This is a genomic window from Agriterribacter sp., assembly GCF_035445465.1.
Lineage (GTDB): Bacteria > Bacteroidota > Bacteroidia > Chitinophagales > Chitinophagaceae > Agriterribacter.
In genome coordinates, this window is sequence record NZ_DAOMQT010000015.1 from 61,422 (window position 1) to 86,184 (window position 24,763).

General features: G+C 41.1%; 19 protein-coding genes. 11 read left to right on the forward strand and 8 right to left on the reverse strand.

Annotated elements, in window-relative coordinates; all coding sequences use genetic code 11:
• Nucleotides 1-46 precede the first annotated feature (46 nt).
• Nucleotides 47-1,591: a glutamate--tRNA ligase gene (gene gltX / locus PLE34_RS09995; RefSeq protein WP_324556401.1), complete on the forward strand. Its 1,545-nt coding sequence runs from the start codon at nucleotides 47-49 to the stop codon at nucleotides 1,589-1,591.
• Between the two features lie 181 nt (nucleotides 1,592-1,772).
• On the opposite strand, the gene PLE34_RS10000 is transcribed toward gltX, so the two are convergent.
• From PLE34_RS10000 to tnpA, 3 genes are all read right to left on the reverse strand, one after another.
• Nucleotides 1,773-1,997, reverse strand: coding sequence for a hypothetical protein (locus tag PLE34_RS10000; protein ID WP_324556403.1), 225 nt, complete (start codon nucleotides 1,995-1,997; stop codon nucleotides 1,773-1,775).
• Between the two features lie 27 nt (nucleotides 1,998-2,024).
• The gene (locus PLE34_RS10005; RefSeq protein WP_324556483.1) at nucleotides 2,025-2,342 is read right to left on the reverse strand and encodes a KilA-N domain-containing protein; all 318 of its coding nucleotides are present in this window, start codon (nucleotides 2,340-2,342) and stop codon (nucleotides 2,025-2,027) included.
• 219 nt (nucleotides 2,343-2,561) lie between these two features.
• The gene (gene tnpA, locus PLE34_RS10010; protein ID WP_324556404.1) at nucleotides 2,562-3,005 is read right to left on the reverse strand and encodes an IS200/IS605 family transposase; all 444 of its coding nucleotides are present in this window, start codon (nucleotides 3,003-3,005) and stop codon (nucleotides 2,562-2,564) included.
• A 614-nt stretch (nucleotides 3,006-3,619) separates the two neighbouring features.
• Between tnpA and PLE34_RS10015 the strand changes: the two genes are divergently transcribed.
• The 5 genes from PLE34_RS10015 to PLE34_RS10035 all read left to right on the forward strand — a co-directional run bounded on the left by PLE34_RS10015 (nucleotide 3,620) and on the right by PLE34_RS10035 (nucleotide 13,488).
• A complete protein-coding gene (locus PLE34_RS10015) occupies nucleotides 3,620-8,170 on the forward strand; it encodes a DEAD/DEAH box helicase (RefSeq protein ID WP_324556407.1) in 4,551 nt (1,516 codons plus the stop codon).
• Nucleotides 8,167-9,036 (forward strand): hypothetical protein, encoded by an 870-nt coding sequence (locus PLE34_RS10020; RefSeq protein WP_324556410.1) that lies wholly within the window; start codon nucleotides 8,167-8,169, stop codon nucleotides 9,034-9,036. Before PLE34_RS10015 ends, PLE34_RS10020 begins: the two co-directional genes overlap by 4 nt.
• Before the next feature lie 27 nt (nucleotides 9,037-9,063).
• Nucleotides 9,064-10,185, forward strand: coding sequence for a hypothetical protein (locus PLE34_RS10025; protein WP_324556413.1), 1,122 nt, complete (start codon nucleotides 9,064-9,066; stop codon nucleotides 10,183-10,185).
• Nucleotides 10,186-10,324: 139 nt separating this feature from the next.
• Nucleotides 10,325-11,152, forward strand: coding sequence for a universal stress protein (locus PLE34_RS10030; RefSeq protein ID WP_324556415.1), 828 nt, complete (start codon nucleotides 10,325-10,327; stop codon nucleotides 11,150-11,152).
• Between the two features lie 389 nt (nucleotides 11,153-11,541).
• On the forward strand, nucleotides 11,542-13,488 hold the full coding sequence (locus tag PLE34_RS10035; RefSeq protein WP_324556417.1) for a RecQ family ATP-dependent DNA helicase: 1,947 nt from the start codon (nucleotides 11,542-11,544) through the stop codon (nucleotides 13,486-13,488).
• A gap of 164 nt (nucleotides 13,489-13,652) precedes the next feature.
• On the opposite strand, the gene PLE34_RS10040 is transcribed toward PLE34_RS10035, so the two are convergent.
• Nucleotides 13,653-15,203, reverse strand: a complete 1,551-nt coding sequence (locus PLE34_RS10040; protein ID WP_324556419.1) for a helicase HerA-like domain-containing protein — start codon at nucleotides 15,201-15,203, stop codon at nucleotides 13,653-13,655.
• A gap of 54 nt (nucleotides 15,204-15,257) precedes the next feature.
• Nucleotides 15,258-15,629: a co-chaperone GroES gene (locus PLE34_RS10045; protein ID WP_324556422.1), complete on the reverse strand. Its 372-nt coding sequence runs from the start codon at nucleotides 15,627-15,629 to the stop codon at nucleotides 15,258-15,260.
• Nucleotides 15,630-15,751: 122 nt separating this feature from the next.
• Between PLE34_RS10045 and PLE34_RS10050 the strand changes: the two genes are divergently transcribed.
• Together PLE34_RS10050 and PLE34_RS10055 are read left to right on the forward strand one after the other, a co-directional pair.
• Nucleotides 15,752-16,450, forward strand: coding sequence for a response regulator transcription factor (locus tag PLE34_RS10050; protein WP_324556425.1), 699 nt, complete (start codon nucleotides 15,752-15,754; stop codon nucleotides 16,448-16,450).
• Between the two features lie 102 nt (nucleotides 16,451-16,552).
• A complete protein-coding gene (locus PLE34_RS10055; protein ID WP_324556427.1) occupies nucleotides 16,553-16,762 on the forward strand; it encodes a hypothetical protein in 210 nt (69 codons plus the stop codon).
• A 93-nt stretch (nucleotides 16,763-16,855) separates the two neighbouring features.
• On the opposite strand, the gene mqnC is transcribed toward PLE34_RS10055, so the two are convergent.
• Nucleotides 16,856-17,983, reverse strand: a complete 1,128-nt coding sequence (gene mqnC, locus PLE34_RS10060; protein WP_324556429.1) for a cyclic dehypoxanthinyl futalosine synthase — start codon at nucleotides 17,981-17,983, stop codon at nucleotides 16,856-16,858.
• Between the two features lie 150 nt (nucleotides 17,984-18,133).
• Between mqnC and PLE34_RS10065 the strand changes: the two genes are divergently transcribed.
• From PLE34_RS10065 to PLE34_RS10075, 3 genes are all read left to right on the forward strand, one after another.
• The gene (locus PLE34_RS10065) at nucleotides 18,134-19,333 is read left to right on the forward strand and encodes an aspartyl protease family protein (RefSeq protein ID WP_324556432.1); all 1,200 of its coding nucleotides are present in this window, start codon (nucleotides 18,134-18,136) and stop codon (nucleotides 19,331-19,333) included.
• A gap of 68 nt (nucleotides 19,334-19,401) precedes the next feature.
• Complete coding sequence (locus PLE34_RS10070; protein WP_324556434.1) at nucleotides 19,402-20,640, forward strand: M16 family metallopeptidase; 1,239 nt, start codon at nucleotides 19,402-19,404, stop codon at nucleotides 20,638-20,640.
• Nucleotides 20,641-20,659: 19 nt separating this feature from the next.
• Nucleotides 20,660-21,940: a M16 family metallopeptidase gene (locus PLE34_RS10075; protein ID WP_324556436.1), complete on the forward strand. Its 1,281-nt coding sequence runs from the start codon at nucleotides 20,660-20,662 to the stop codon at nucleotides 21,938-21,940.
• Nucleotides 21,941-22,056: 116 nt separating this feature from the next.
• On the opposite strand, the gene PLE34_RS10080 is transcribed toward PLE34_RS10075, so the two are convergent.
• A complete protein-coding gene (locus PLE34_RS10080) occupies nucleotides 22,057-22,965 on the reverse strand; it encodes a hypothetical protein (RefSeq protein ID WP_324556438.1) in 909 nt (302 codons plus the stop codon).
• Between the two features lie 43 nt (nucleotides 22,966-23,008).
• On the reverse strand, nucleotides 23,009-24,748 hold the full coding sequence (locus tag PLE34_RS10085) for a SusD/RagB family nutrient-binding outer membrane lipoprotein (protein WP_324556440.1): 1,740 nt from the start codon (nucleotides 24,746-24,748) through the stop codon (nucleotides 23,009-23,011).
• Nucleotides 24,749-24,763 lie beyond the last annotated feature (15 nt).

A 24,763-nucleotide genomic window follows, 5' to 3' on the forward strand; every position in this document is an offset into this window, starting at 1 on the left:
AATTGTATTCCAGCAAGATTGATTTATCCGTCTTACTTTTGCGTTTATGCCAGCAACAAAAAAAGTACGGGTACGATTTGCGCCAAGTCCTACCGGGGGACTGCACCTGGGCGGTGTAAGAACTGTTTTGTATAACTACCTGTTTGCAAAGCAGCACCAGGGAGATTTTATACTGCGTATTGAAGATACCGACCAGAGCCGCTATGTGCCCGGAGCGGAGGAATATATTTTCAATTGTTTGAAATGGACAGGGCTGGAGCCTGATGAAAGCCCCATCCATGGCGGGGATTACGGGCCTTACCGGCAAAGTGAAAGAAAAACCCAATACAGGCAGTATGCCGAACAGTTAGTAAAGAACGGATATGCCTACTACGCATTTGACACGCCTGAAGCGCTGGAAAAAATGCGGATGGATTTTAAAACGGATCAGAATCCTTCCCCGCAATACGATCATACCGTACGGCCTGCCATGCGCAACTCCCTTACCCTGCCGGAAGGCGAAGTAAAAAAATTATTAGATGAAAATACCAGGCATGTGATACGCATTAAAATGCCGGAAAATGAAACGGTGAGCTTTACCGACATGATCCGTGGTGAAGTAAGTTTTAATACTTCGGTGGTGGATGATAAGGTATTGCTAAAAGCAGATGGCATGCCCACCTATCACCTGGCGGTGGTGGTGGACGATTACCTGATGCAGATCAGCCATGTTTTCAGGGGAGAAGAATGGCTGCCCAGCGCTCCCGTGCATATTTTGCTATGGAAATATTTATTTGGCCCGGATGCTATGCCGCAATGGGCGCACCTGCCGTTAATACTGGGGCCACACGGAAAGCTCAGTAAAAGGGATGGCGCTAAATATGGCTTCCCGGTTTTTGCCATGACCTGGAACGACCCCAAAACCAATGAGCTTACGGAAGGGTTTAAGGAAAAAGGATTTTTGCCCGAAGCGTTCATTAACCTGCTGGCTGTATTGGGCTGGAACGATGGCACGGAGCAGGAAATATTTACCAAAGCGGAACTGGTTGAAAAATTTTCTATAGAAAGAGTACACAGCGGCGGCGCGAAATTCGATTATGAAAAAGCGAAATGGTTCAATCATGAATGGATAAAGAAGTTACAGGTTACAGGTTACGAGTTACAGGTGAAGGAGCTATTGGAAAATAAGGGCATAGCCATAACAAACCAGGCGCAATTTATACAGGTATTGGAATTGGTGAAAGAACGCTGCGTTTTATTAACCGATTTTGTGGAGCAGGCTGGTTTCTTTTTTAAGGCGCCCGAAAAATATGATGTAGACGCCGTAAAACCAAAATGGAATGAAGCCAAACAGGTGTTCTTCGCTGAACTGATCCGCAGCTTTGAATTAAACAGCAACTGGAATGCGCATGACTTAGAAACCGGCTTTAAAGAAATGGCGGCAGCGCATCAGATCAAACCCGGCGAACTGCTGCTGCCGCTGCGTATTATGCTGGTAGGCGGCAAATTTGGACCGGGTGTGTTTCATATTGCTGAGCTGTTGGGCAAGGAAGAAACGGTTGCAAGGATAAAACATTTTCTGGCATTGTTAGGTGAGAAAAAGGAAGAATAGCAGATACCGGCCGATGAAAGGCACTGACTTTTAAGCTAAATAACAGGTTCGTGGGACATAGGGGCTGGTGGGACACAGAAGATGCGGAAAGTCGCCGGTGTTATCGGTGTCCCCCGATATGAGGGGCTACTGCTTAAAATAAACATGCTTCTAAATAATTTTAGACAGCATCTACACGCTGTCATTCGGTTCCGTAATGTTCACGTTGAATAGCAGCTACGATTTCCTTATCTGTAACCGTACTAAAATCAGCCTCAGCAGTTACGGATTTCCACTCTTCTTCCAATTCCTTTCTGAACAGTTTTATATAAGCCAACTTCAATTCTACTTCATCCATATAGCGGAGCTTATCCACAATCAGGGCAAAAACAGAAGGTTCCTGCCTGGCGGCCTGCTTCGTTTTCATACACAGCGTTTGTATTTAATATACAAATTAGTTACAGGGTTGTAATGCCGGAAGAAAAGCTGCAAGCATTGGTTTGTAGTAGTAATAATTCAAAAGCTTCAGCACAAAACCCGGCAGTCCACCGTTCATTTTAAAGTGGTCAAATTTGACCACTTTAAAACCGGGGTTATATAATTGCTCCCATGTGCCCAAAAATTCAAGCGTGGATCTGCCACGTATCCAGTTTTTAATAATATCCGCTGCCTGGGACTCACCCTCTCTGGTTTTGGCAATATCGGTTAAACAAATACAATCATCTTCTCCTGAAGTGATCACGGCAATATCAATGTCCTGTACTTTAATGATGGATGTTTTTTCATAGTGCTTTTTATAGTATTAGCAATTCGCATCTGAATATATAGAATCATTATTGCTTAACATATTTCCCGGCTAAAAAATGGACTAATGAATATTCTGAGGTTGCCGGAGCAAGCCCGAAGGGCTTACATTTGAATAGCCCCGGGTGTAACCCGGGGTAAAAGGCGGAGAAAATGCCACAACCCTGAAAGGGTTGAATGGAACAGTTTAAAGCAGGTATTTCTCATTAAATTCAACACCGTTTTCTATCAGCAACCTCCTGAATTCATCATGGAATGTTTCTTTTTTGTGATGCTCCTTTTGGTTTTTAATATAATTGATAACAGCATCTTTTTCTTTTATGGAGTAGGTAAAAGCACCATAGCTTTCCTGCCATCCCTCAAAACCCGGAAACAAACCACTATCCTTCATCCAGCCATTGCTTGCTATTTTTATATCCTTAATATAATCAGCAAGTGATGTTGAGGGATGGAGGTCTGAAAAAATATGAATGTGATCTTCTGCTCCATTAATACGGTAAAGTTTACATTTCTTATTCCGTATAATTCCCCAAATATATTTGTAAAGCTGTTCGCAATTTTGTTCAGCAATAGTCATTTTGCGGTGCTTTGTGCCAAAAACAATCTGGTAAAAAATCTGACGATAGCTCATGGTGTTTAATTCATTGGTTATAGTTATAGTACGTTGTAATATGAAGCTGTAATTTACATTAACCTTCCAACATTCAACCCCGCAAGCGGGGTTGTTTTAACCCGCTACTGTCACCCCCAACTTTGTTGGGGGCTAATCACATTCAAGCCCTTCGGGCTACAATACAATATCCGGCGCCTCAAATTATTAAGAGCCGGAAAATGCGGGCCTGATGCTTGAAGAAAAGCTGCAAGCATTGGTTTGTAGTAGTAATAATTCAAAAGCTTCAGCACAAAACCCGGCAGTCCACCGTTCATTTTAAAGTGGTCAAATTTGACAACTTTGAAACCGGGGTTATATTGTTGCTCTCCAAAGATTAGAAGTAGATATGCTCGCAATTTTTATATCTTTAAACAGTAATTGCTTACTATTTGCAAGAATACCAAGTCTTACAAATAGCGTAAGCCAATGAACAGATCGCCAACAACCCTATCGAATCAAAATATTCAAATTATTAGAGATAAAGGGCAGACAGTTTAACGCTTCAGTAAGTCGTATACCCGAATTTACACTTGACTTGCTTTTACCTGATAGTAGCGTGTCTCCTTATCTCTTTTGTTAAAAGCTTAAAAGCAATGCAGTTTAAAGCAGGATATATAGCCGACACTATTGCTAAAGTCATTACGACCTTCAAAAGTTCTTTAAACAAGCATTTACCTCAGGATAAAATCAAATTTGATCAAATAAACGGACTTCTCCAGCATGTTAGTGCTTTCGAGGTTGAATTTCCTTACCACCATAATCCTAACTTCAAAGGACTTCATCCTGTTTTAGTTACGCTCAACAACATAATAACAAGAGGTCTCCCAACTAGATCTCCAATTGTACTAGAGAATATTTTTGCTGAGATAGGATTAATTGACTTCAACACAGATGAATCTGTGATTAATTTTCCTGAATCTATAATCCCAATCAATTACAAAACCGTTTTTGAGTTGCTTCACATTATAGAACCGAAGCTGGAAATTAACCGTGCAAATTATGGTGGAAATCCCGGAAGCAATTTAGAATGGGAATTTATCGAAAAACATCCCTTTTTAAAGCAGATTCTTGAATCACAACGAGATTTCTCAACAATAAATGAAAGGTTAGTTGGCGGCAGAACTGTTGACTTTTGTTTTACCAGTCCTTATTTGCATTGGGTTGAAGCTAACAAATGTTATGAGAGAATTGGCCGGATATTTGAAATTGATGGGCACAATAATCATTTTATATCTGAGGGAAGATACTACGATGGATATAGGGATGCAATTGCGGAAAAAGAGAACTTTGAAACAATACGCTTTACGGTTGATACAATTACACAGCGTAATTCAGATTTTGAAGTGTTGATTGGAAGAGAAGTTTACCAGCATTTCAAGAATAATTTTGAAAGAGACATTTCAAAATGTCTTACAGAATATTCTTTGATTTTTATTCCGTTCGCTGTTGCGAGAATTCAAAAAGCAATTCTTGAATTTCTTTTGGTTCATCCTGAATTTTTCAAAAAGGAGAAAATAAAACTTGCAGTAGTTGAAAGAGATTTTCCTTGCGGAGCAGCAGCAATAAAATCATTGCAAGAGTTATTTGAAAACCTGAATGCTTTGCTAGATGAAAAGGACAAATTGCCTTTACCAGAAATTGAACTAACGATCTATGAAACCGAAAAATGGGTGATTGACAGAAAACTTCATTTCAATGCTAACATCCAGAATGAAAAATTCTTTTCCCAAAATTACTTTGACATTGTTGTTGACCATTCTATTTTAAGGCGCTCAAACATTTATAATGAAACAGATTTTCACCAACATAAGGAGAAAACTATTAAAATCCGTTCCGCACATTACTATGATACTTCGTTTGGAAGATCAAGAAGGACTTATTGCGCGGACCTACTTCATTACAAACAGTTAGTCAGGAAAAAGGCTGATGGCTCATACGAACCAGTTAAAAAGTATGGAAGTAACATCAATTTTTTTATTCAAAACATTTTCAGAAAGGTAAGTTTTAGAGAAGGACAACTACCTATCATTTCGAGAGCCTTAGAGCAAAAGCCAGTGATTGGTCTGTTGCCAACTGGAGGTGGAAAATCATTGACCTTTCAACTACCTGCATTTTTGCAGCCAGGGCTTTGCTTAGTAGTTGACCCGATTAAGTCTTTGATGGAAGATCAGGTAAGGGTTCTTAAGCAAAACTGGATTGACTGTTGTGATTTTATTAACTCAAATCTGAGGAGAGAGGATAAGGTCAAAAAGTTGGTAAATTTCAGATATGGAGAGACTATGTTTTTATTTATTTCTCCTGAAAGATTTGTAATGCAAGATTTCAGAAACATCATTCAATCTATTGATACATCGGAGTTTGGACTTGCTTTTTCTTACTGCGTAATTGATGAAGTTCATTGCGTTTCTGAATGGGGCCATGACTTCCGTTCAACATACTTGATGCTTGGCAAGAATGCCCAAAAATTTGCAAAGACAAGAAACGGCAAATCCGTTTCTCTCATTGGTCTAACAGCCACTGCCTCATTTGATGTGTTAGCAGATATAGAAAGAGAATTGAAAATTCGGCAAGAAGAAGCTAATGATGCGATTATTTCTATAGATAATACAATCAGACCAGAACTCTTTTTTAATATTATTGAAAATGAAAAGCAACCAACAACTTATCCTGTAGAATCGCAAGACCTCAAGAACCTAATAGGAGCATCGAAACAAGAATTATTGAACAACCTTTATGAAAATTTAATAGAGCATTTGAAATCAATAAATGAAGAGGTTGTACACTTAGGTCTTGAACAGCATTTTACTGACTTTGAAATTGATACGTCTACAGAAAAGGGAATAGAATTTTTTTTTAAAAGGATTACAAAATCTCATTCCTATGGTACGTTTTATAATCTCGTAACAATCATTTTTTGTCCGCATATAACAGGAAGCTTAGGAATTACCCAAGAAGCAAATAGCCATCCTAATGGTAGAGAGGTATTTGAAAACCTTATTGTTCCAGATGGATATAAGGGTTATTTTATGGGAGGTGATGACAGAATACCTAAAGCTGTTGTTGAAAAAATTCAAAATTACTTTTTAAACTTTCTTGAAGGGAAAGTCAATACAATGGTTTGTACAAAGGCCTTTGGCATGGGGATAGACAAAGAAAACATTAGGTCAGTCAACCACATAAACTTTTCATCTTCTCCTGAAAGCTATATTCAAGAAGCGGGGAGAGCCGGCAGAGATAAAGCTAAATCTATATGTACCATCTTTCTCGATAGCAAAAAATATTACACGACACGCCAAGATTTTTTTATCAGCCACAATCCAAAACTATTTCCAACGCGAAATATTCGAAAAAAAGCAAGGGAAATAATTGAGGCATATAGTGATTTTCTAAACCGCATACAAAAAAAATATTATCAAACAGAGCAAAGCTTGTTGAATGAATTTAATAAAATAGGAGTTCGAATTGAAAAAAAGGAAATCAGTGAATTTAACTTGGATAAATCAATCCACGATTATTTTCACAACAATAACTTTAAAGGAATTGATACTGAAATTTGTCAATTACATAGATTGTTTAATTACAATCAAGGCATCAATACATCTCAATTGAAACTAATTGTTGAAAAATACAATTTTGAAAATGATGATGCAATTAATCTAAATCTTACAATAGAAGGTCCGTATCAAGGGAATATGCTCGTCAACAGTTCAACAGGCGCAGCTATAGGAAAGATTAGAACTACTGTAAATCCACCTTTCTTTACTATAAATGGATTGCCTGCTAATCAAAGTCCTGATTCTGAAAAAGCAAAACATGTGCTATCTTTTATTATAAATGAGTGGCGAGAGTCTAATCAAGGATATGCTACACTTTTTGAATTTCTTACTGAAAATATCATTGAGGGCTTGAACAAAGGATTATCGCTAATTGAATTCTATAATAAATCCGATAGAGAACAGTTTGAATTTAAGGTGCCAACAAATTTTGAGCAATGTAACATAGAAGCAAGGATAGCCAGGGACATAAACCTTGGTCCGTTAGCACTTTTTAGTAATTATAATTCAACTGAGGACTTTTTAACCAGCGTATCAAATGCGTCATACAATTTTGAAGATTTCATTCTAAGAGTTGAAGAAATATGGGATGTGAATATTTTTGACACACCAGTATTCGCTAAGAATCGAAAGCTGTATAAAGAATTGTATTATTCTGATATTAAAATGTCGGATGTCTCCAGAATGCTGTATAGGTTTTATTCAGTGGGCTTTATAGATAATTATACAGTTGATTACAACTTGGGACTCTTTACCTTTAATATTCTCAAAAGAGAAAAGGCATACTTTATTGAAAAAACAGAAGAGCACATGCTAAAGTATCTTTCCCGGACTGAAACATTAAAAAAAATAGAAGAACTAATAAATGAGACTGCCGATTTGGATACATTTGAAACCATTAAAAAATGTATTCGAAAAGTTTTGGAATTTACATATGAAGACATTGTTCGTAAGAGAAAAGAAGGAATTGATGAATTGTTTTCTTTTATAACTAACTCTCAAAAGAAAGCTGCAGGAATAATAAACGAAACATCTTTTAGAAGTTTCTGGTATAACTACTTTTTTAAGGAAGAAATGTATTACTATTTCAATGCTAAATACTCAAGACCCGGGTTTAGGATTAACAATGAGCCTTATTCGCTTACAGATGATACTGATAAAGGGCGAACTTCAAGTTGGGAGGATTTTATTAAGTATGCCAAATTACTAGTTGATCAAAGCCGATTTATTGCAGAATGCAAGATGATGAGAGGCTCCTGCAAAAGGATTTGGCGAACTCTTGCAAAACAAGATTATGAACATGAATACACACTTAAAATTCTATATGCCTTTGCAACGTTTGGATTAAACAATAAGTTCTATTACAGCGAAGCAGAAGATTACTTAATAGAAGGTTTTTGTGCATTCTATAAAGAAACCAGTGATTATGATAGTTTGAAAAGAAACTTGCAGGATTTTGAAATATTAATTTTACGCGCTACAAATAATACAGAGTACAAATCATATTTGGATTCAGCTATGCACCATATAATGTTATTGGTGAATAGCGAGTATACAAAAAACACTATCAAAAAATTGGAAATCGCATGAGTTTAATTGACCGACAATCAGAGCTATTGGACAAAAGTCTTGGGGAACTTGAAAAGTTGAAGTCAGAAGTTGGACGACTTGAAGAAATCAGAAAGCAAATAGAAGAAGCAAAAAAGGGGGTTGATGATTTGCCTAAAGAATTTGAAGTGGCATTTAATAAAGTGGTAGAAATCTCTAAGCAAGTAACCGAAAGTTTAGGTCTTTCAACTAAAACATACTTAGACGGCAACAATACTTTGTTTACTGAGAAGCTAAAGGAACTTTCAACAAGGGCGAATGAACTGCAAAGGGAAATCTTAAGGCTTGCAAATACTGACCTCAATAAATTGTTTCACGACTTACAGAATACTTTCATTGAGCAATTAAGGAAGGATTTATCCGAAGAGCTTAAGAAAATTGACAGCAAATCACAGGAACTGCAAAGGAAAATTGACGAATTGAAACGGCAAGTAGAGAGACTTGAGAGTGTTGATCTTGACAAGTATTTCGACAAGCTACAAAAGACTCTCTCTGAAATTTTCGGAGCTATTAATGGAATCAATATTACTCTGGCTTCACTTACTCGCACTTTGACAGGTGTTGTTCAGATGCTTGGAACAATTCAAAATACCATTGACAGTAATCACAAAGAAGTAAAACAGGTAATTAGCTCATTCCGTGAGGAAACTTCAAGCCATTTGAGTAATCAGGACAACGAGGTAAAACGAAATGTTGAACTCCTAGAAAGCAAGACAAAACTATTGGCAGAGCAAAATGATTTGTTGAAGAAGGAAGTCAAAACAAACAGAACAATCCAAGTGGTCTTACTGGCAATAATTTTATCTATACTCATTTATGTAGCAGTAAAACAATATAATACAATATAATATCTTTTTCATTCATTAATCAGCCCCATGCCCACCCCCACCGAAATATCCAAAGCCATCGCCGCCATAGAGCGTACTTATCCGCCCGATGATCTGATTACTACCTATAAAGATTTTCTTAAAGTGCGGCATGTGCTGCCGTATTACTCGTATAATCCGAAAGTGCTGGTATCGCTTGTAGATTTGGCCTGCAGCCTGTGGTACAGTAAAGCGCGTGTGAACAGGTTGTTGCTGGTATCGGTTATCAAGCAGTATGGCTCTAAGGTAAAAGCGGTGAAAGATTATTATGGGCGCTCAAAGGCAGAGTTACATCCCTTTCCGGTGGAGGTAAATAAGAAAATTTGCTGGCTGTTTCAGCGAACCTTTGATATTGAGCTGCCCGTTAACCGCACGCAGGCGGAAACCATCAAAGTATTATGTAACAGCGTGTTGATCAACGCGGCATTGGGTGCCGGAGAAGAACAGTGGCTCTGCAGCAATATAGAAAAATCGTATATGCTGCTGAACAGGGTGCTGCGCTATCCCGTTGCATCGAAAGTGATTAGCCAGTGGGCAAAAGCCAATTACCTGAACAACGCTTACAGGGATCGCCGGGCGGAAATGGCAGGCTGGCTGCTGGATGAAGACCCGGACTTTATAGTAGATGAACAAACTCTTGCAGATGATTTTGAATACCTGAATAAAAAAGACAGGGAAGCGATAAGGCACTATAACGAAGAACTGCAGGCCAATACCATTATAGAAAACGAGCTGAGTGAGGTGCTGAATCCACAGCAGGACCAAGACCCGGAAACGATTGAATGGGAACTGCGGTTCGATCCTTTAGACAGGCACAGGGATTATGTGGTGAGTCCGCCGCAACTGCAGCTTACCAAACGTTTTTATCCTGTTCCCATTGACCCTTTATCATACCGGCAGTACAATATGGATCTGCCCGATTTCGAAAGCTTAACTAAGGAATTTTACGACAATATCTCCTATATGCAAAACACTACCATGCTCTGGGCGATCACTTACTCGCGGTTAGATATGCCGTGTAAGACAGCCCTGCTCAAAAAGCATTACAGCGAAGCAACCAGCAACAGCTTCTTTTATATTTGCCGGCGGTTGCAGTCGGTTGAGCTGTTGCAATGGCTAAGCAGGCAATAACAGTATACAGCATCCGGTTATGATGCCCGGTTGATATTACCACCTGATAACAATCACTTCATCTCCTCACATAAATCAGCGGCTGCAAGCGGGTATTTCGTATCTTCAAAATTACATTTGTTCATTAAACTACATATTCATGAAAAAGATCATTGCCCCGGTAGATTTTTCAGAACCTTCAGTAAACGCGGCGAAATACGCTGTTCAGTTGGCAGCAGACCTGCCCGACAGCACTGTTACCCTATATTATGTGTATGAAACGATTATTGCGGGCTCTGATGGCACCCCTTTGCTGATTGATCCGGATGCCAGGAAGAATGTGGCTATTATGGCTTTAAATAACCTCAAAAGGGAAATGGAAGCCATTTCAAAAGTTCCGGTTGATGTGGTAGCGGAAGAAGGCCGCCTGGCACCCTGCCTCGAAAAATATGTGAAACAAAATGAGGCCGACCTTATTGTAATGGGCATTACCGGTAGCAGCAAAATAGAACAATTGATTATCGGCAGCAATACGCTGAATGTGATCAGCAAGGATATTTGCCCGGTTTTTATTGTACCCGGCAACGCGTCTTACAAAAAAATAGATCGCGTTATCTTTACTTCCGACCTGAAAAATGTGGAATCTACCACCCCTTTACGGCCCCTAAAGAAAGTTTTGGATCTGCTTCAGCCGGAGCTGTATGTAGTGCATGTAACCGCAACCCACACAGCCGTACCCGAAGCAGAGCTGGAAGAAAAAAGAAAGCTGGAACCCCTGCTGAAAGATTATAACCCGCATTTCTTTTTTGTACTGGAAGAAAATTTTACAGCGGCAGTAGATAAGTTCGCAGAAGAGTATAGCGCGGATGTTATTATTACCGTTCCGCGTAAGCATACCTTCCTGTCGGGCCTGTTCAAAAGCAGCAATACTAAAAAGCTGGCCTACCACAGCAGCTTGCCCATACTGGCGCTGCATTCGTGGGAATAAGGGGATGCAGCGGATAGTACGCTAAGTTAAGAAACCCGAAGTCGAAAACCCGAAATCGGGAGGAGGCTGGCTTTCAGCGATTAGCTTTGAACTATGCGCTTTGGGCAGTAGAAAAAAGGAGTACTCATTCTATCGTTAGTAATAACTCCCCTGACCGATACCTGATTGCTAATTGCCGCAACGGATATTCCCTGAAACCTGCAACCTGTAACCCGCAAAAACACCAGGAACCAAATCACAAAAGCCAAACCTGTCCGTCGTGGTAGATACAAATGAACCCTTTCTTCCACTGCGGGCAGGCTGCTGCTAATGACAGATAAACTTTTATTTGTTTCTTGCCATTTGGCTTCTTGGTGCTTTTACTGATATTTGCCCTTTACAATTCATTTTTGGCAGATATACATTCTATACTACAATCCAACTGGGGTTATACTGCGTTCCGCCCGATGCAGGAAAGCATCATACAATCTGTATTAAACGGCAGGGATACCTTAGCCATTATGCCCACCGGCGGGGGTAAATCCATTTGCTTCCAGGTACCGGCCTTAGCTTCAAAAGGCATTTGCCTGGTTATAACGCCATTGATCGCATTAATGAAAGACCAGGTACAAAACCTGAAGGAAAAAGGGATACTGGCGCTTAGTATTCATTCGGGAATGCCGTTTGCCCAGGTGAAGAAAACCTTAGACAACGCATTATACGGCAATTATAAATTCCTGTATGTATCGCCCGAACGCCTGGAGACGGATTTCTTTAAAGATTATTTACCCGCTTTGCCCATTAACCTCATTGCGGTAGATGAAGCCCATTGTATTTCGCAATGGGGTTACGATTTTCGTCCTGCTTACCTCACTATTGCGGCCATACGTGAAGAAAAACCCGGCGTGCCCGTGCTGGCACTTACAGCGTCGGCAACCAAAACCGTGCAGGAAGATATTTGCGATAAGCTGCTGTTTAAGGAAAAGCAAATATTTCAGCAATCCTATGAAAGACCTAATCTTTCCTACAGCGTATTTAACACAGACGTAAAAATGAATAAGCTGCTCCAGGTCATTCAAAAGGTACCGGGCAGCGGAATTGTATATTGCCGGAGCCGCAAACGCACCAAAACAATAGCCGAATTGCTGCAACTGCACCATATTAGCGCCGATTATTACCACGCCGGCTTATCGCACGATGACAGGAATGAAAAACAGGAAAACTGGCTGAAGAACAAAACCCGCATTATGGTATGCACCAATGCCTTTGGAATGGGCATAGACAAACCCGATGTAAGAACAGTGGTGCATGCAGATATCCCCGATTGCATAGAAAGTTATTACCAGGAGGCCGGGCGGGCAGGCAGGGACGGACAAAAATCGTACGCTGTATTATTATACACTAACCAGGACATCGAGGATCTGCAAAAACAGCCTGATATCCGCTTCCCTTCTTTTGAAGACATTAAACATGTTTACCAGTGTCTGGTAAACTATCTCCAGTTACCGGCAGGTTCGGGCAGGGATATTTTTTTTGATTTTGATATGGAAGCGTTTACAACGCTTTTTAAGCTAAATGTACTGTCTGCTACTTATGCCATCAAAGCGTTGGAGCAGGAAAGCATCATTGAATACAACGAGCAGCTTTTTATTCCTTCAACAGTGGTTTTTTGCTGTGGAAAAGAAACCCTTCAGCAGGCAGAAAAAGATTACCCTGCGCTAACGCCCTGCATTAAGTATCTGCTTCGTTCCTATGGAGGTATTTTTGATATTGCTGTGCCGGTGAGCGAAAAACAAATAGCGAAAGGCTTGAAAAAAGACAGCAGTGAGATAAAAAACATCCTGTTGCAGCTTCAGTCCAGGGGACTCATTCAATACCAACCCCGGAAAGATGCTCCTCAGATCCGGTTCCGGAGTAACAGGGTAATAACCGACAACCTTACGATTAACACGGCCAATTATCAAAAAAGAAAGGCTGTTTTAATGCAGCAAACAGACGCCATTATCGGCTACGCTAAAGATATACAGCGTTGCCATGCGCAAATTATAGCCAATTATTTTAATGATCATTCCGCGAAGCCATGCGGAATTTGTGATAATTGTATCCAAAAGAAGAAGGCAAGGCTTTCTAACGATGCTTTTTCGCTATTGCAGGCGGATATCACAAGCGCGCTTATGCAGGGGCCTTTAAGTATCAACGAACTGATGCGGCGGCTCCGGATAACGGATGCACAAACAATATGGAAGGTAATTGAGCATTTACTGGCTGAAAACTACATAGAGATGAGCGAAGCGGGGTATGGCGGAAAAGTAAGTATAAAAAAAAAGGGCCAGGATAGAAATCCAGCCCGTTTTTAAAATCCAATATCCTATGAAAAACCGAGTCAAAGATAATGAGGATAGTTGTTCAAACAATACCCTTTTAGTGGTATGCACTTAATTTTTTCTACCAATTACCTGTAAGGTTTTCACCAAAAATGGAATATCTTTTTCCTTTTTTTAATAAAGATTTCTTAAAGCGTTCAGAACCAGCTTGTTTTCTTTTTTGAACTGCTCCTTCCTCCTAATCCAAGCGCTCCCAATAAGCTTCTGGTAATAATAGTAGCAGCGGTTCTTTGCACCTGCCTCGATACAGGATTATCTAAAACTTTTTCAATAACAGAAGGTTCGGGCTTTGAAGCAGGTTTTTGTATGGTTTTTTCGGCTGATTTTTTTTCCGCTTCGTCTAATTTAGCAGATAATATTTCATAAGCACTTTCACGGTCAATGGGTTGTTCATATTTTTTTACCAGTTTGGATTGCGCCGTTAAGGTATTGATCTCTGCATCGGTTAATACATCCATTCTCGACTGTGGCGAGATAAGTAAAGTATGGACCAGGGGGGTGGGTATTCCCTTTTCATTGAGCATGGTTACCAAAGCCTCGCCAATGCCCAGTTCTGTTATCAGATCATTTACCTTATAATAATTGGTCTCGGGATAGTTTTCCGCGGCCTGCTTAATGGTTTTGCGGTCGGCGGCAGTAAATGCCCGCAATGCATGCTGCACTTTTAAGCCTAACTGGCTTAAAACAGATGCGGGCACATCCTGTGGGTTTTGCGTACAAAAGAAAATACCCACTCCTTTGGAGCGTATCAGCTTAATGATGGTTTCTATCTGCTGAAGCAAAGCGCTCGTTGCCTCCTGGAATACTAAGTGGGCTTCATCAATAAATAATACCAGCTTAGGCTTATCTAAGTCGCCGGCCTCAGGTAAAACCGCATACAGTTCGGCAAGGAGCTGCAGCATAAAAGTAGAGAACAGCTTGGGGCGGTTCTGCATGTCTGTTACTCTAAGTATATTAATGATCCCTCTTCCGTCATCGCTGATACGCATTAAGTCATCCACTTCAAAAGAAGGCTCTCCGAAAAACACATCAGCGCCCTGCTGCTGCAGCTCTATGATCTTCCGCAATATAGTGCCTGTGCTTGTGGTAGATATTTTACCATATTGTTTTTCAATATCAGGCTTTCCTTCATTGCTGATATACTGAAGCATTTTAATAAAATCCTTCAGATCAAGCAGGGGTATCTTCTGGTCATCGCAATATTTAAAGATCAGTGCCACCAGTCCCTGTTGCGTATCGTTTAATCCGAGGATCTTTGAAATTAACACAGGGCCAAACTCACTAACGGTAGCCCGCAACCGAACACCTTTCTCCCCGCTAAGGCTCATCAGTTCAACCGGAAAAGATGCGGGAACATATTCCAGCGCCATTTTACCATACCGCTCTTTAATTTTATCGTTAAATGCACCGGCTTCTGCCAGTCCGCTTAAATCGCCCTTGATGTCCATCAGCAATACCGGCACACTGGCGTTGCTTAACCCTTCGGCAATTACCTGCAGGGTTTTGGTTTTTCCTGTTCCTGTAGCCCCTGCTATTAACCCGTGCCGGTTCATTGTTTTTAGCGGCAAATGAACAAGGGCTTCGCTCAGCACTTCACCGTTAAGCGTAGCGGCGCCTAATGCAAAGCTTTCGCCCCTGAATGTATAACCGGCATTAACGGATTGTATAAATGCATTTTTATCAGCCATGTTCAATAATTTTAGGGAAAGTTAAAGGATTAACGCAACCGGATAAACTTATTCTTATATATCCTCTTCTCTTTCCAGCATTAATATAGCGCTTTGCGGAACGATGAAATACTTTTCATCTTCATACATTACTTCTGTTGCCCCGCTCAGTAAAAAAATGGCCAAATCGCCTTCCCTTGCCTGGAGCGGAATATATTTTACCTGCTCTTCTTCGGTTTTCCAGGGTTCATTTTCAACGGGCATCGGAATAGCATAACCCGGGCCGTGCTTAATTACATATCCCTGCTGTACCCTTTCCTTTTCCTGCACGCCGGGCGGAAGATACAAGCCACTGGCGGTTTTTTGATTAGATTGCAGGGGTTTTATTAAAAGCCTGTCGCCTATTACGATCAGCTTTTTAAACTTGTTTTCCGGTGTTAACCGCATGATTGGTATATTTAACTGCAAATTTAAAGATTCGTATATTTAATAGCTTTAACAAAAGTTTATTCGCGTTTTATTATAAAGCGGAAACTAATTATATTTATTTGTCACTAAATGTTTGAATTATGGAAGCACAAAAGCACAAAATATTGTTATGCGAAGACGATCAGAACCTGGGGCTGGTATTGAAGAATTATCTTGAGCTCAATGATTATGATGTAACCTTAGAAAGAGACGGGCGCCTGGGCTTAGCTGCTTTTCAGCGCGAAAAGTTTGAGCTTTGTCTGCTGGATGTAATGATGCCTAACATGGATGGCTTTAAGCTGGCCGAGGAGATCAGGGATATTAACCCGGATATTCCCCTGTTTTTTCTTTCCGCGAAAACGATGAAGGAAGATATCATCCAGGGTTATAAATTAGGCGCCGACGACTATATAACCAAGCCTTTTGACAGTGAAGTACTGCTGCTGAAAATTAAAGCTATACTTAAACGCAATGACGATCTGAATAAGGATGCCGCCAACATAGAGTTTGATCTGGGTAACTATCATTTCAATCCTAAATTACGCGAGCTCATTATTGCAGGAAAAACACAAACCTTATCGCCCAAAGAAAATGAATTGCTGAAAATGCTGGCAGAATATAAAAACGACTTGCTGCCCAGGGAAATTGCATTAAAGCGCATATGGGGCAGCGATACCTACTTTAACGGAAGAAGCATGGATGTGTATATTGCCAAGCTCAGAAAATATCTTAGGGAAGATCCCAATCTTGAAATAGTGAATATACACGGCAATGGATTCCGGCTGGTGGTAAGTGAATGAGGATTAGTATAATTTTGATTTATCAATAGTTTTTATACAAACTGAATAAGTATGATAGCTTCGGGACGAAAAATGAGCCTGATAATCTAAAGTAAATATGGTATGCAAACAGTAACTATAGATATTCTTAATAATAAAGCTATAAAATTGCTGCAGGATTTAGAACTGCTGCAACTTATCCGCATGCGAAAAGATAAAACGCAATCCACAACTACAGTCAACTGGACTGCCAAATATAAAGGGGCGATGACTAAGCAGTCCCTGACCGATATTGACAATCAGTTAAATGAACTGCGTAACGAATGGGATTAAAATATTGTCAGACTGAAGATTATTAATCCGTGGGGTCTGTAAAAACGCTGAATATACAAGAGCTTTTTCTCACGTTTCACGTTTGACACAGCACTAATAATCAATCAACTGCTCCTCTATTAATTCAGGTATCTCGCGCCATTCATATTGCTGGTTCCGCAATTGGGGTTCGAAGCCTCCTTCCCGTATGGCATCCTGGATGGATTTGTAGGTAAACCGGTGAGGCGCACCCGCAGCGCTTACCACATTTTCTTCTATCATAATGCTGCCAAAATCATTGGCGCCTGCATGTAAACAAATTTGCGCTGTTTTTTTACCTACCGTAAGCCATGAAGCCTGTATATTTTTTATATTGGGAAGCATAATGCGGGAAAGCGCGATCATGCGAATATATTCTTCAGCAGTGGTAAGATTATGCACACCACGTATGCGGGTAAGCAAAGTATCCACATCCTGGAAAGTCCACGGAATGAATGCCAGAAACCCTTTCGCATCTTCCGGTTTCCTGCTTTGCACTTCACGGATCTTTACCAGGTGCTCAAATCTTTCCTGCAGGGTTTCTACATGCCCGAACATCATAGTGGCGCTGGTAGTAATATGCAGCTTATGTGCTTCATGCATGATATCGAGCCATTCCTGCGCACCGCATTTCCCTTTGCTGATCAGCCTTCTCACCCTGTCTGTTAATATTTCTGCACCGGCGCCCGGTAAAGAATCAAGTCCCGATTCCTTTAATGCTTTCAGCACATCGTGATGGCTCATTTTTTCAAGCTTGCAGATATGTGCTACTTCGGGAGGACCGAGCGCATGCAGTTTGATATCGGGGAATTCCGCTTTTATTGCACGAAAAGTGCCGGTATAAAAATCAAGCCCTAATTGCGGATGATGCCCGCCCTGCAGCAGCAGTTGATCGCCCCCGTATTTTATGGTTTCTTTTATCTTTTTGCGGTAGGCAGGCATATCCGTTATATATGCGTCCGCATGACCCGGGATACGGTAAAAATTACAAAATTTACAATTGGCGATACAAACGTTAGTGGTATTCACATTCCGGTCTATCTGCCAGGTAACTTTCCCATGGGGAACATGCTGCTTTCGCATCTCATCGGCTGCGTACATCAGCTCTGTTAACGCAGCGTTCTCATACAAAAATATCCCTTCCTCCACGGTAAGGAACCCGAATCCCATCGCTTTTTGTAAAACATCTCCAACATTCATCATAGTTAAGGCTTCTTCACATAAAAAATGAGCGTAGCACCATAATGTATCGTTTTAACAGATATACTATGCTGTATCTGCAAAAGTAATAAGATTATGAATGATGAGCGGGCGGATTTTCTATACAAAAAGAATTAAATTTATGAACTACATATGAAAATAATATTTGCCTGTTTTGCATTTATAGCTACAATAATGCCTCCGGCTGCAATCATGGCCAGCCACAGGATCGTTTCCGGCGAACCTGCAAAGCTGATCACGCAATTTAAATTTCAGCAGTTCAGCGGTGGCGTGGTCATCATTCAGGCCCGGGTGAATCATTACCCCGATACGTTGAATTTTATATTAGATACAGGAAGCGGCGGCATTTCACTTGATTCCGCTACTGTAAATGAATTGTCTATACCCACACAGCCATCTGAAAGAACCATCCGCGGCATAGCGGGTATACGCAAAGTGAATTTTTTATACAACGCCACGCTTCATTTACCCGGGCTTTCGTTAGACAGTCTTAATTTTCACGTGAATGATTATGAAATTCTTTCCAGCGTATACGGCGTTAAAATAGATGGTATAATAGGCTTTAGCTTTTTTAGCCGGTTTATTGTTCATTTTGATTATGACAACCTGCTGCTGTCGGTGTATTCACAGGGCGATTTTAAATATAAACGCGGCGGTTATATGTTAAAACCATTACTCACTTCCATCCCTATCATGCATGCAGATTTCAGGGATGACAGGCGGCTTAATTCACGATTCTATTTTGATTCCGGGGCGGGGTTATGCTTCCTGCTTTCCGATAGCTTTAGCAGAGACAGTGCTGTGCTTAATCCAAAGAAGAAGCCTGTGCTTACGCAGGCAGAGGGGCTGGGCGGCAAAATGGAAATGCGCTTAACCACGGTAAAGGAAGTGCGGATAGGTCCCTACCGTTTTCGTAATGTGCCTACCTATATTTTTGAAGATATCTATAACATTACAGCTTATCCTTACCTGGCAGGACTGGTAGGTAATGATTTGCTGCGGCGCTTTAATGTAACGCTTAATTATGCCAAACGCGAAATACATCTCGTACCCAATTCACATTACCGCTCTCCTTTCGATTACGCATACACGGGTTTAGGCATCTACGTTGTTGAAGGCAGGATACAGGTGGAGGATGTAATAGCCGGCTCGCCCGGTGAGGATGCAGGGTTTAAAACCGGCGATATTGTAGTAAGCGTAGGTAATAACATTTCGAATAATATTCAAACGTATAAAAACCTGCTGCAGGTACCCGGCCAACGAATAAAGATTATTGTAAACCGTAACGACAGCCTTATTGTGCTTACGCTAAAACCTGCCAGTATTCTCTGATTTAAAACGGTTTTCCATATATTCCTCCTAATTTTGCAATCCTTTCTAAGCTACAGGAATTTTTAACTATGATACCATTTGAACAGTTTGTTCTGCAAAACGGATTAAGGGTTGTGGTGCATGAAGATCATGCTACGCCTATGGCAGTTGTAAATGTAATGTATGATGTTGGGGCAAGGGATGAGGATCCTTCAAAAACAGGATTCGCACATTTATTTGAGCACCTGATGTTTGGCGGCTCTGTTAATATACCATCGTACGACGAACCGCTGCAGCGTGCGGGCGGAGAGAATAACGCCTATACCACCAATGACCTTACCAATTACTACTGCCAGTTGCCCGCAGAAAATATTGAAACCGCCTTCTGGTTAGAAAGCGACAGGATGCTGAGCCTCGCTTTTGGCGAAAAAAGTTTAGAAACACAACGCAAAGTAGTAAGCGAAGAGTTTAAAGAACATTACCTGAATAAGCCTTATGGCGATGTATGGCACAAAATGCGCAGCCTTGCCTATACAACGCATCCTTACCGGTGGATGACAATCGGAGCGGAGCTTAGCCATATTGAAAACGCAACGCTGGAAGATGTTAAACGTTTTTTCTTTAAGCACTACCGGCCGTCAAATGCCATACTTACAGTAGCCGGGCATGTTACCACAGCACAGGTAAGGCAGCTTGCCGAAAAATGGTTTGGCGATATTCCGTCGGGAGAGAAATACATTCGTCATCTTCCCCTGGAGCCCGTACAAACTGCTCCCCGCAAACTAGAAGTTCACGCCAATGTGCCCGCAGACGCATTTTATAAATGCTGGCATATTTGCTCACGCACAGACCGCCGGTATTACGCAACCGATCTGCTTACTGAAGTATTGAGCGGCGGTGGCTCCTCGCGGCTGTTTCAATCGCTGGTAAAAGAAAAACAGCTCTTCAGTAATATTGGCTGCTACCACTTCGGAAGCATAGATGCCGGACTGGCAGCCATTGAGGGCAAGCTGGTGAAGGGCGTGAAAATGGAAGATGCCGAAGCGGCGGTAGAGGCTGAGCTCCAAAAAATAAAAGGTACTTCTGTGGAAGAAAAAGAATTACGGAAAGTAAAAAACAAAACGGAAAGCCTGATTATTTTTGAAGATATGAGTTTGATGAACAGGGCAGGCAGCCTTTCTTTTTATACCTTATTGGGCAATACCAATATGATCAATGAAGAACTAGAGCGGTACCAGTTGGTTAGCGCTGAGGAACTGCGGCAGGAAGCCGAAATTATTTTTGACGCCAATAACAGCATTACCATGTATTATTTTGGTAATCATTAAAAAACAGAATGTATTGACCATGGTGAACAGGCAATTTGCTCCCGGAATTAAGGATGCCATAAATTATACACTTGAACTAAAGCCCTTCCGGAAGTTTATTTTAAGCAACGGGGTTGCCGTATATGCCATTGATGCGGGCGTTGAGGAAGTAGTGCAATTGGAACTGGTTTTTAACGCGGGTAACTGGTATGAACATCAGAATATGGTGGCTTCAACTACCAATCACATGCTCAAAAACGGCACTTCCCGGAAAAACGCGTTCAACATTAACGAACATTTTGAGTATTACGGTTCCTACCTTAACCGTGCCTGTTATAATGAAACGGCTATGCTTAGCTTACACAGCTTAACCAAGCACCTGCATGAGCTGTTGCCCGTTATACAGGAGCTGATCACCGAGTCTGCTATGCCGGAAGCGGAACTGGATATTTACAGGCAAAATATGAAACAAAAGCTTGAGGTGAACCTTAAGAAATGCGATTTTGTGTCTAACCGGTTAATTGATGAATATTTGTTCGGCATCAATCACCCCTATGGCAAGTACAGCTCTTCCATAGCTTATGACGCATTGCAGCCTGAGCAACTCCGCCGGTTTTTTGATCAGTATTATGTAAACGGGAACTGCACTATATTTATCGCAGGCAGGCTGCCAAATAATATTGAACTGCTATTGAATGAAAATTTCGGAAGCTTACCGTTAAACAAAGCGCAGTTACCGCATATCACGCATCCCGTAGAAGCGGCCGCAGAAAAAAAATACAGGATCATTAATGATAAGGAAGGTATCCAGGGCGCCATTCGTATAGCCAGTCATTTTCCCGGCAGGCATCACCCGCATTTTACCAAAGCGCAGGTACTGAATACGCTGTTTGGCGGTTATTTCGGTTCAAGGCTTATGAGCAATATAAGAGAAGATAAAGGATATACTTATGGTATACACAGCTATATGCAAAACCATGTGCAGCAAACGGCATGGATGATCAGTACCGAGGCCGGCAAAGAAGTTTGCGAAGCCACCATTGCGGAAGTATATAAAGAGATGCAGGCATTGCGTGAAAAAGCGGTACCGGAGGAAGAGTTGCTGCTGGTAAAGAATTATCTTATCGGAACCATACTGGGCGATCTTGACGGACCCTTTCATATTATAGGCAGGTGGAAGAACATTATATTGAATGAGCTGGGTGAAGATTACTTTTATACCGCTGTTGCCGATATAAAAAATGTTACCGCTAAGGAGATACAGGAACTGGCTAACCAATACCTTCATCCCAACAGGTTTTATGAGCTGGTGGTGGTGTAGGGAAATTTATTGTTCCTTTACCAGGGTCTGCGAAAAATTGTAAATAAGTTGTACAAATATTTAAGGGGCTGATAAATCAGCCCCTTAAATATTAAAAGTATAATATAACCAGTTACCTATAATTTAATTATAAAGTCGCCGCTTCCAAAGCTTCCCTGGTCAACTGTCCAGGTAAGGGTTAAATTTATTACGTTGTTACATGCATCTACTGTACCGGTTCCCTGTACAGCAAGGTTAGTATAGGAAAAGAACCAGGGTGCAGGATCTATTATCTGTTTATCTACAGTAGCTATGAACGATTTAAAATCAATTTTAATTTTCATAGACTCTGACGGCGTTTGATTCAGCCCTGTAACTTTCAATACATTGGGTTCTTCCAGTGTTATCGTTACAGGATAAGAATCTTCCCAGAAATAAGGATCATTAGCCGTGAAGCTGCCTACAAAATTTTCAATCTCTAACGGACAAACAGCATTGTAAATAATATTTGTTTTTGAATCGGGCCAGTTATTAACATCAGAAGATGCGGTAATGGGAGAGCTGCTTTTTGCAGGACTGCTCTTGTCTGGTAAGGCAACAAATCCCGGTATTACTGTTCCGTCTTTCAATGTAAAATCTGCCCTTATCTCGAACTTATAGCCCGGAACGATCTCTTCTATGGCTATATTGAACAAGTTAGCCAGATCCGCACCGGTAATATCAAAAGTTGCAGGGAAAGTAGTAACCCCCGTTTTAAACTTCCTGATATCTTTATAGTTATTATTCATTACTATGCTCACATCGGCTGATTGCGGAACGGTTTTTTGATCATCCGGAAAATACAAATCCAGCGTAAATTTACTTTTAAAATCCTCGGGTTGCTGAATAACAAGGTCTCCGGCCGGATCAAGTGCGAACTTGGGAACCGGGGCAATGTCCATTACCGGAAAATTCGGTATTTTATCCGGACCGTACTCCTTTTTACAACTGGTAAGCAGCAGGAGCGGCAGCGCAAGAACAATTAATATTGCATTTATATTTTTCATCTTATATATTCTTTAATATTTAAAATAGGTATTCCTGATTTTTTTAATTCATCCAGAACACTTTAAAGCTTGCAGGCGTTTTTTGCGCCGGAGCATTTTTGTTTAACTCCAGTTCGCGCTGGCTCCAGGGCAAAGTTACCGGGTACGATCTGCTGGTAATTACAGGTATGAGCGGCGCCTGGTCTAATTCAATATTTCCCGTGAGCGGGGGCTGAAAAAAGCGATCGGGCGCCATTTCAGGATTATTGGGATCAAAAATTACCGGATACTTTGTTCTCCTGTAATCATTGTAGCAATCCACTGAATTACCGCCAAAGTTGGATATCCATTTCTGGGTTAAAATGATTTCCATTTGCTTATCTGCACTGCTGCTTTCAAATAAAGCAACCACTGCATCAATAAAATCACTGGCTTCATCTGTTCCTGCAAGCTTTGGTACGGTTTGATTAACCGTTCCCGCTTTGGTCACTACGTAATCTACCTGTGCTATTGCGGCATTTAATGCGGCTTTTAACTTATCTTTTGCGGCTGCGGGTCCACCTGTTACTACACCAGCCTGTATCAGTTCAGCCTCAATAAATAACCGGTCTGCATAAGTAAGCATTCTGAAAGGCGCTGCCCCGGTACCGCTACCCGCTGTTACACCACTTCCTCCGCTACCCTCTCCGTCATCATAACGTCCGCCGGCAGGGTAAATACCCATCACCGTGGTAGATTTATCGTGCGACTTATCCCTGTTAGGACCAGTGGAACCAAAAACAATGCTGGAAAAGCCACCGTCGCGGTATTCTATTTGATTACCTTCTATATTACCCTCGTCGGGCTGTAACTGGTTAAAAAAGTAATAGGGAACCCGGGGATCTTCAATTCCGGAGAATACGTTAAAGTCTTTTGTCATTCCGTTAATATCTTTCATATTGTATCCCTTCATGATCTCATAAAACCAGGGGCTTATGTTAATAGACCGTTGTGTTGCATAATAATCAGCAAAAAACGGGCTTCTCTCGTTCGGTGAAGCGGCGGTACCATAAGGGAAAACAAAGGAGGTGGCAGTGGAGCCGATCAGCTTGCCGCCGGATAGCAATTCATTTACCGGGCCGGAAACATCCTGAACCAGCCTAACCTGGTTATACAACTTTAATTTGATCGTATTTGCTGCATTTATCCAGGCATTTACATTTCCACCATAAATCAGGTCATCACTTCCGGGTTTATTAGGATTTTCCGCTGTGGTATTGTTTAAGTCGGCAATACCTTCATCTATTAATGTAAACAACTGCGGGTAAATATCTTTTCCCTGGTCAAACGCCGGCGCACCAAAACCCGCACCCCCCTGGTAGTCGTTGGATTCGGAAAAAGGAATATCGCCAAAAACATCTACAAGCTGACTATATGCATAAGCATTCATGATTTTTGCAATACCGCTGTAGATTGTATTTTCCGACTCTTCAGCACTTTTAATGATCTCTTCGCAATTGCGGATCGCATCGGTGTAAATATTATTCCATGCTGTATTCAGGTTCACCCCTTCAGTTCCGTACTTATCCGGATATTCCCGCATAGTGATCTGATGCGTATAAACCGAAAGCATATAGCTAAATCCACCTGCGCCATCAACGCCAAAACCCAGATTATCGGCAAGCGCCTTTTGGGCATTTGGCAACAATTTAGCCTCAGCCATTTCTGTGGGATTGTTAGGATCCGTATTCACATCAAGATATCCTTTTGTGCAAGACAGGGAAAACAGGAGGATACCAGGTAATATATATTTTAAGTATTTCATGTTTCTAAATATTTT

Excerpts from the sequence above, each read along its gene's own strand:
- mqnC (WP_324556429.1), bottom strand. The coding sequence starts at position 17,983 with ATGATGAATGTTGGAGATGTTTTACAAAAAGCGATGGGATTCGGGTTC.
- PLE34_RS10050 (WP_324556425.1), top strand. The coding sequence starts at position 15,752 with ATGGAAGCACAAAAGCACAAAATATTGTTATGCGAAGACGATCAGAAC.
- gltX (WP_324556401.1), top strand. The coding sequence starts at position 47 with ATGCCAGCAACAAAAAAAGTACGGGTACGATTTGCGCCAAGTCCTACC.
- PLE34_RS10065 (WP_324556432.1), top strand. The coding sequence starts at position 18,134 with ATGAAAATAATATTTGCCTGTTTTGCATTTATAGCTACAATAATGCCT.
- tnpA (WP_324556404.1), bottom strand. The coding sequence starts at position 3,005 with ATGAGCTATCGTCAGATTTTTTACCAGATTGTTTTTGGCACAAAGCAC.
- PLE34_RS10080 (WP_324556438.1), bottom strand. The coding sequence starts at position 22,965 with ATGAAAAATATAAATGCAATATTAATTGTTCTTGCGCTGCCGCTCCTG.
- PLE34_RS10045 (WP_324556422.1), bottom strand. The coding sequence starts at position 15,629 with ATGCGGTTAACACCGGAAAACAAGTTTAAAAAGCTGATCGTAATAGGC.
- PLE34_RS10000 (WP_324556403.1), bottom strand. The coding sequence starts at position 1,997 with ATGAAAACGAAGCAGGCCGCCAGGCAGGAACCTTCTGTTTTTGCCCTG.
- PLE34_RS10015 (WP_324556407.1), top strand. The coding sequence starts at position 3,620 with ATGCAGTTTAAAGCAGGATATATAGCCGACACTATTGCTAAAGTCATT.
- PLE34_RS10025 (WP_324556413.1), top strand. The coding sequence starts at position 9,064 with ATGCCCACCCCCACCGAAATATCCAAAGCCATCGCCGCCATAGAGCGT.
- PLE34_RS10030 (WP_324556415.1), top strand. The coding sequence starts at position 10,325 with ATGAAAAAGATCATTGCCCCGGTAGATTTTTCAGAACCTTCAGTAAAC.
- PLE34_RS10055 (WP_324556427.1), top strand. The coding sequence starts at position 16,553 with ATGCAAACAGTAACTATAGATATTCTTAATAATAAAGCTATAAAATTG.
- PLE34_RS10020 (WP_324556410.1), top strand. The coding sequence starts at position 8,167 with ATGAGTTTAATTGACCGACAATCAGAGCTATTGGACAAAAGTCTTGGG.
- PLE34_RS10085 (WP_324556440.1), bottom strand. The coding sequence starts at position 24,748 with ATGAAATACTTAAAATATATATTACCTGGTATCCTCCTGTTTTCCCTG.
- PLE34_RS10070 (WP_324556434.1), top strand. The coding sequence starts at position 19,402 with ATGATACCATTTGAACAGTTTGTTCTGCAAAACGGATTAAGGGTTGTG.
- PLE34_RS10040 (WP_324556419.1), bottom strand. The coding sequence starts at position 15,203 with ATGGCTGATAAAAATGCATTTATACAATCCGTTAATGCCGGTTATACA.
- PLE34_RS10075 (WP_324556436.1), top strand. The coding sequence starts at position 20,660 with ATGGTGAACAGGCAATTTGCTCCCGGAATTAAGGATGCCATAAATTAT.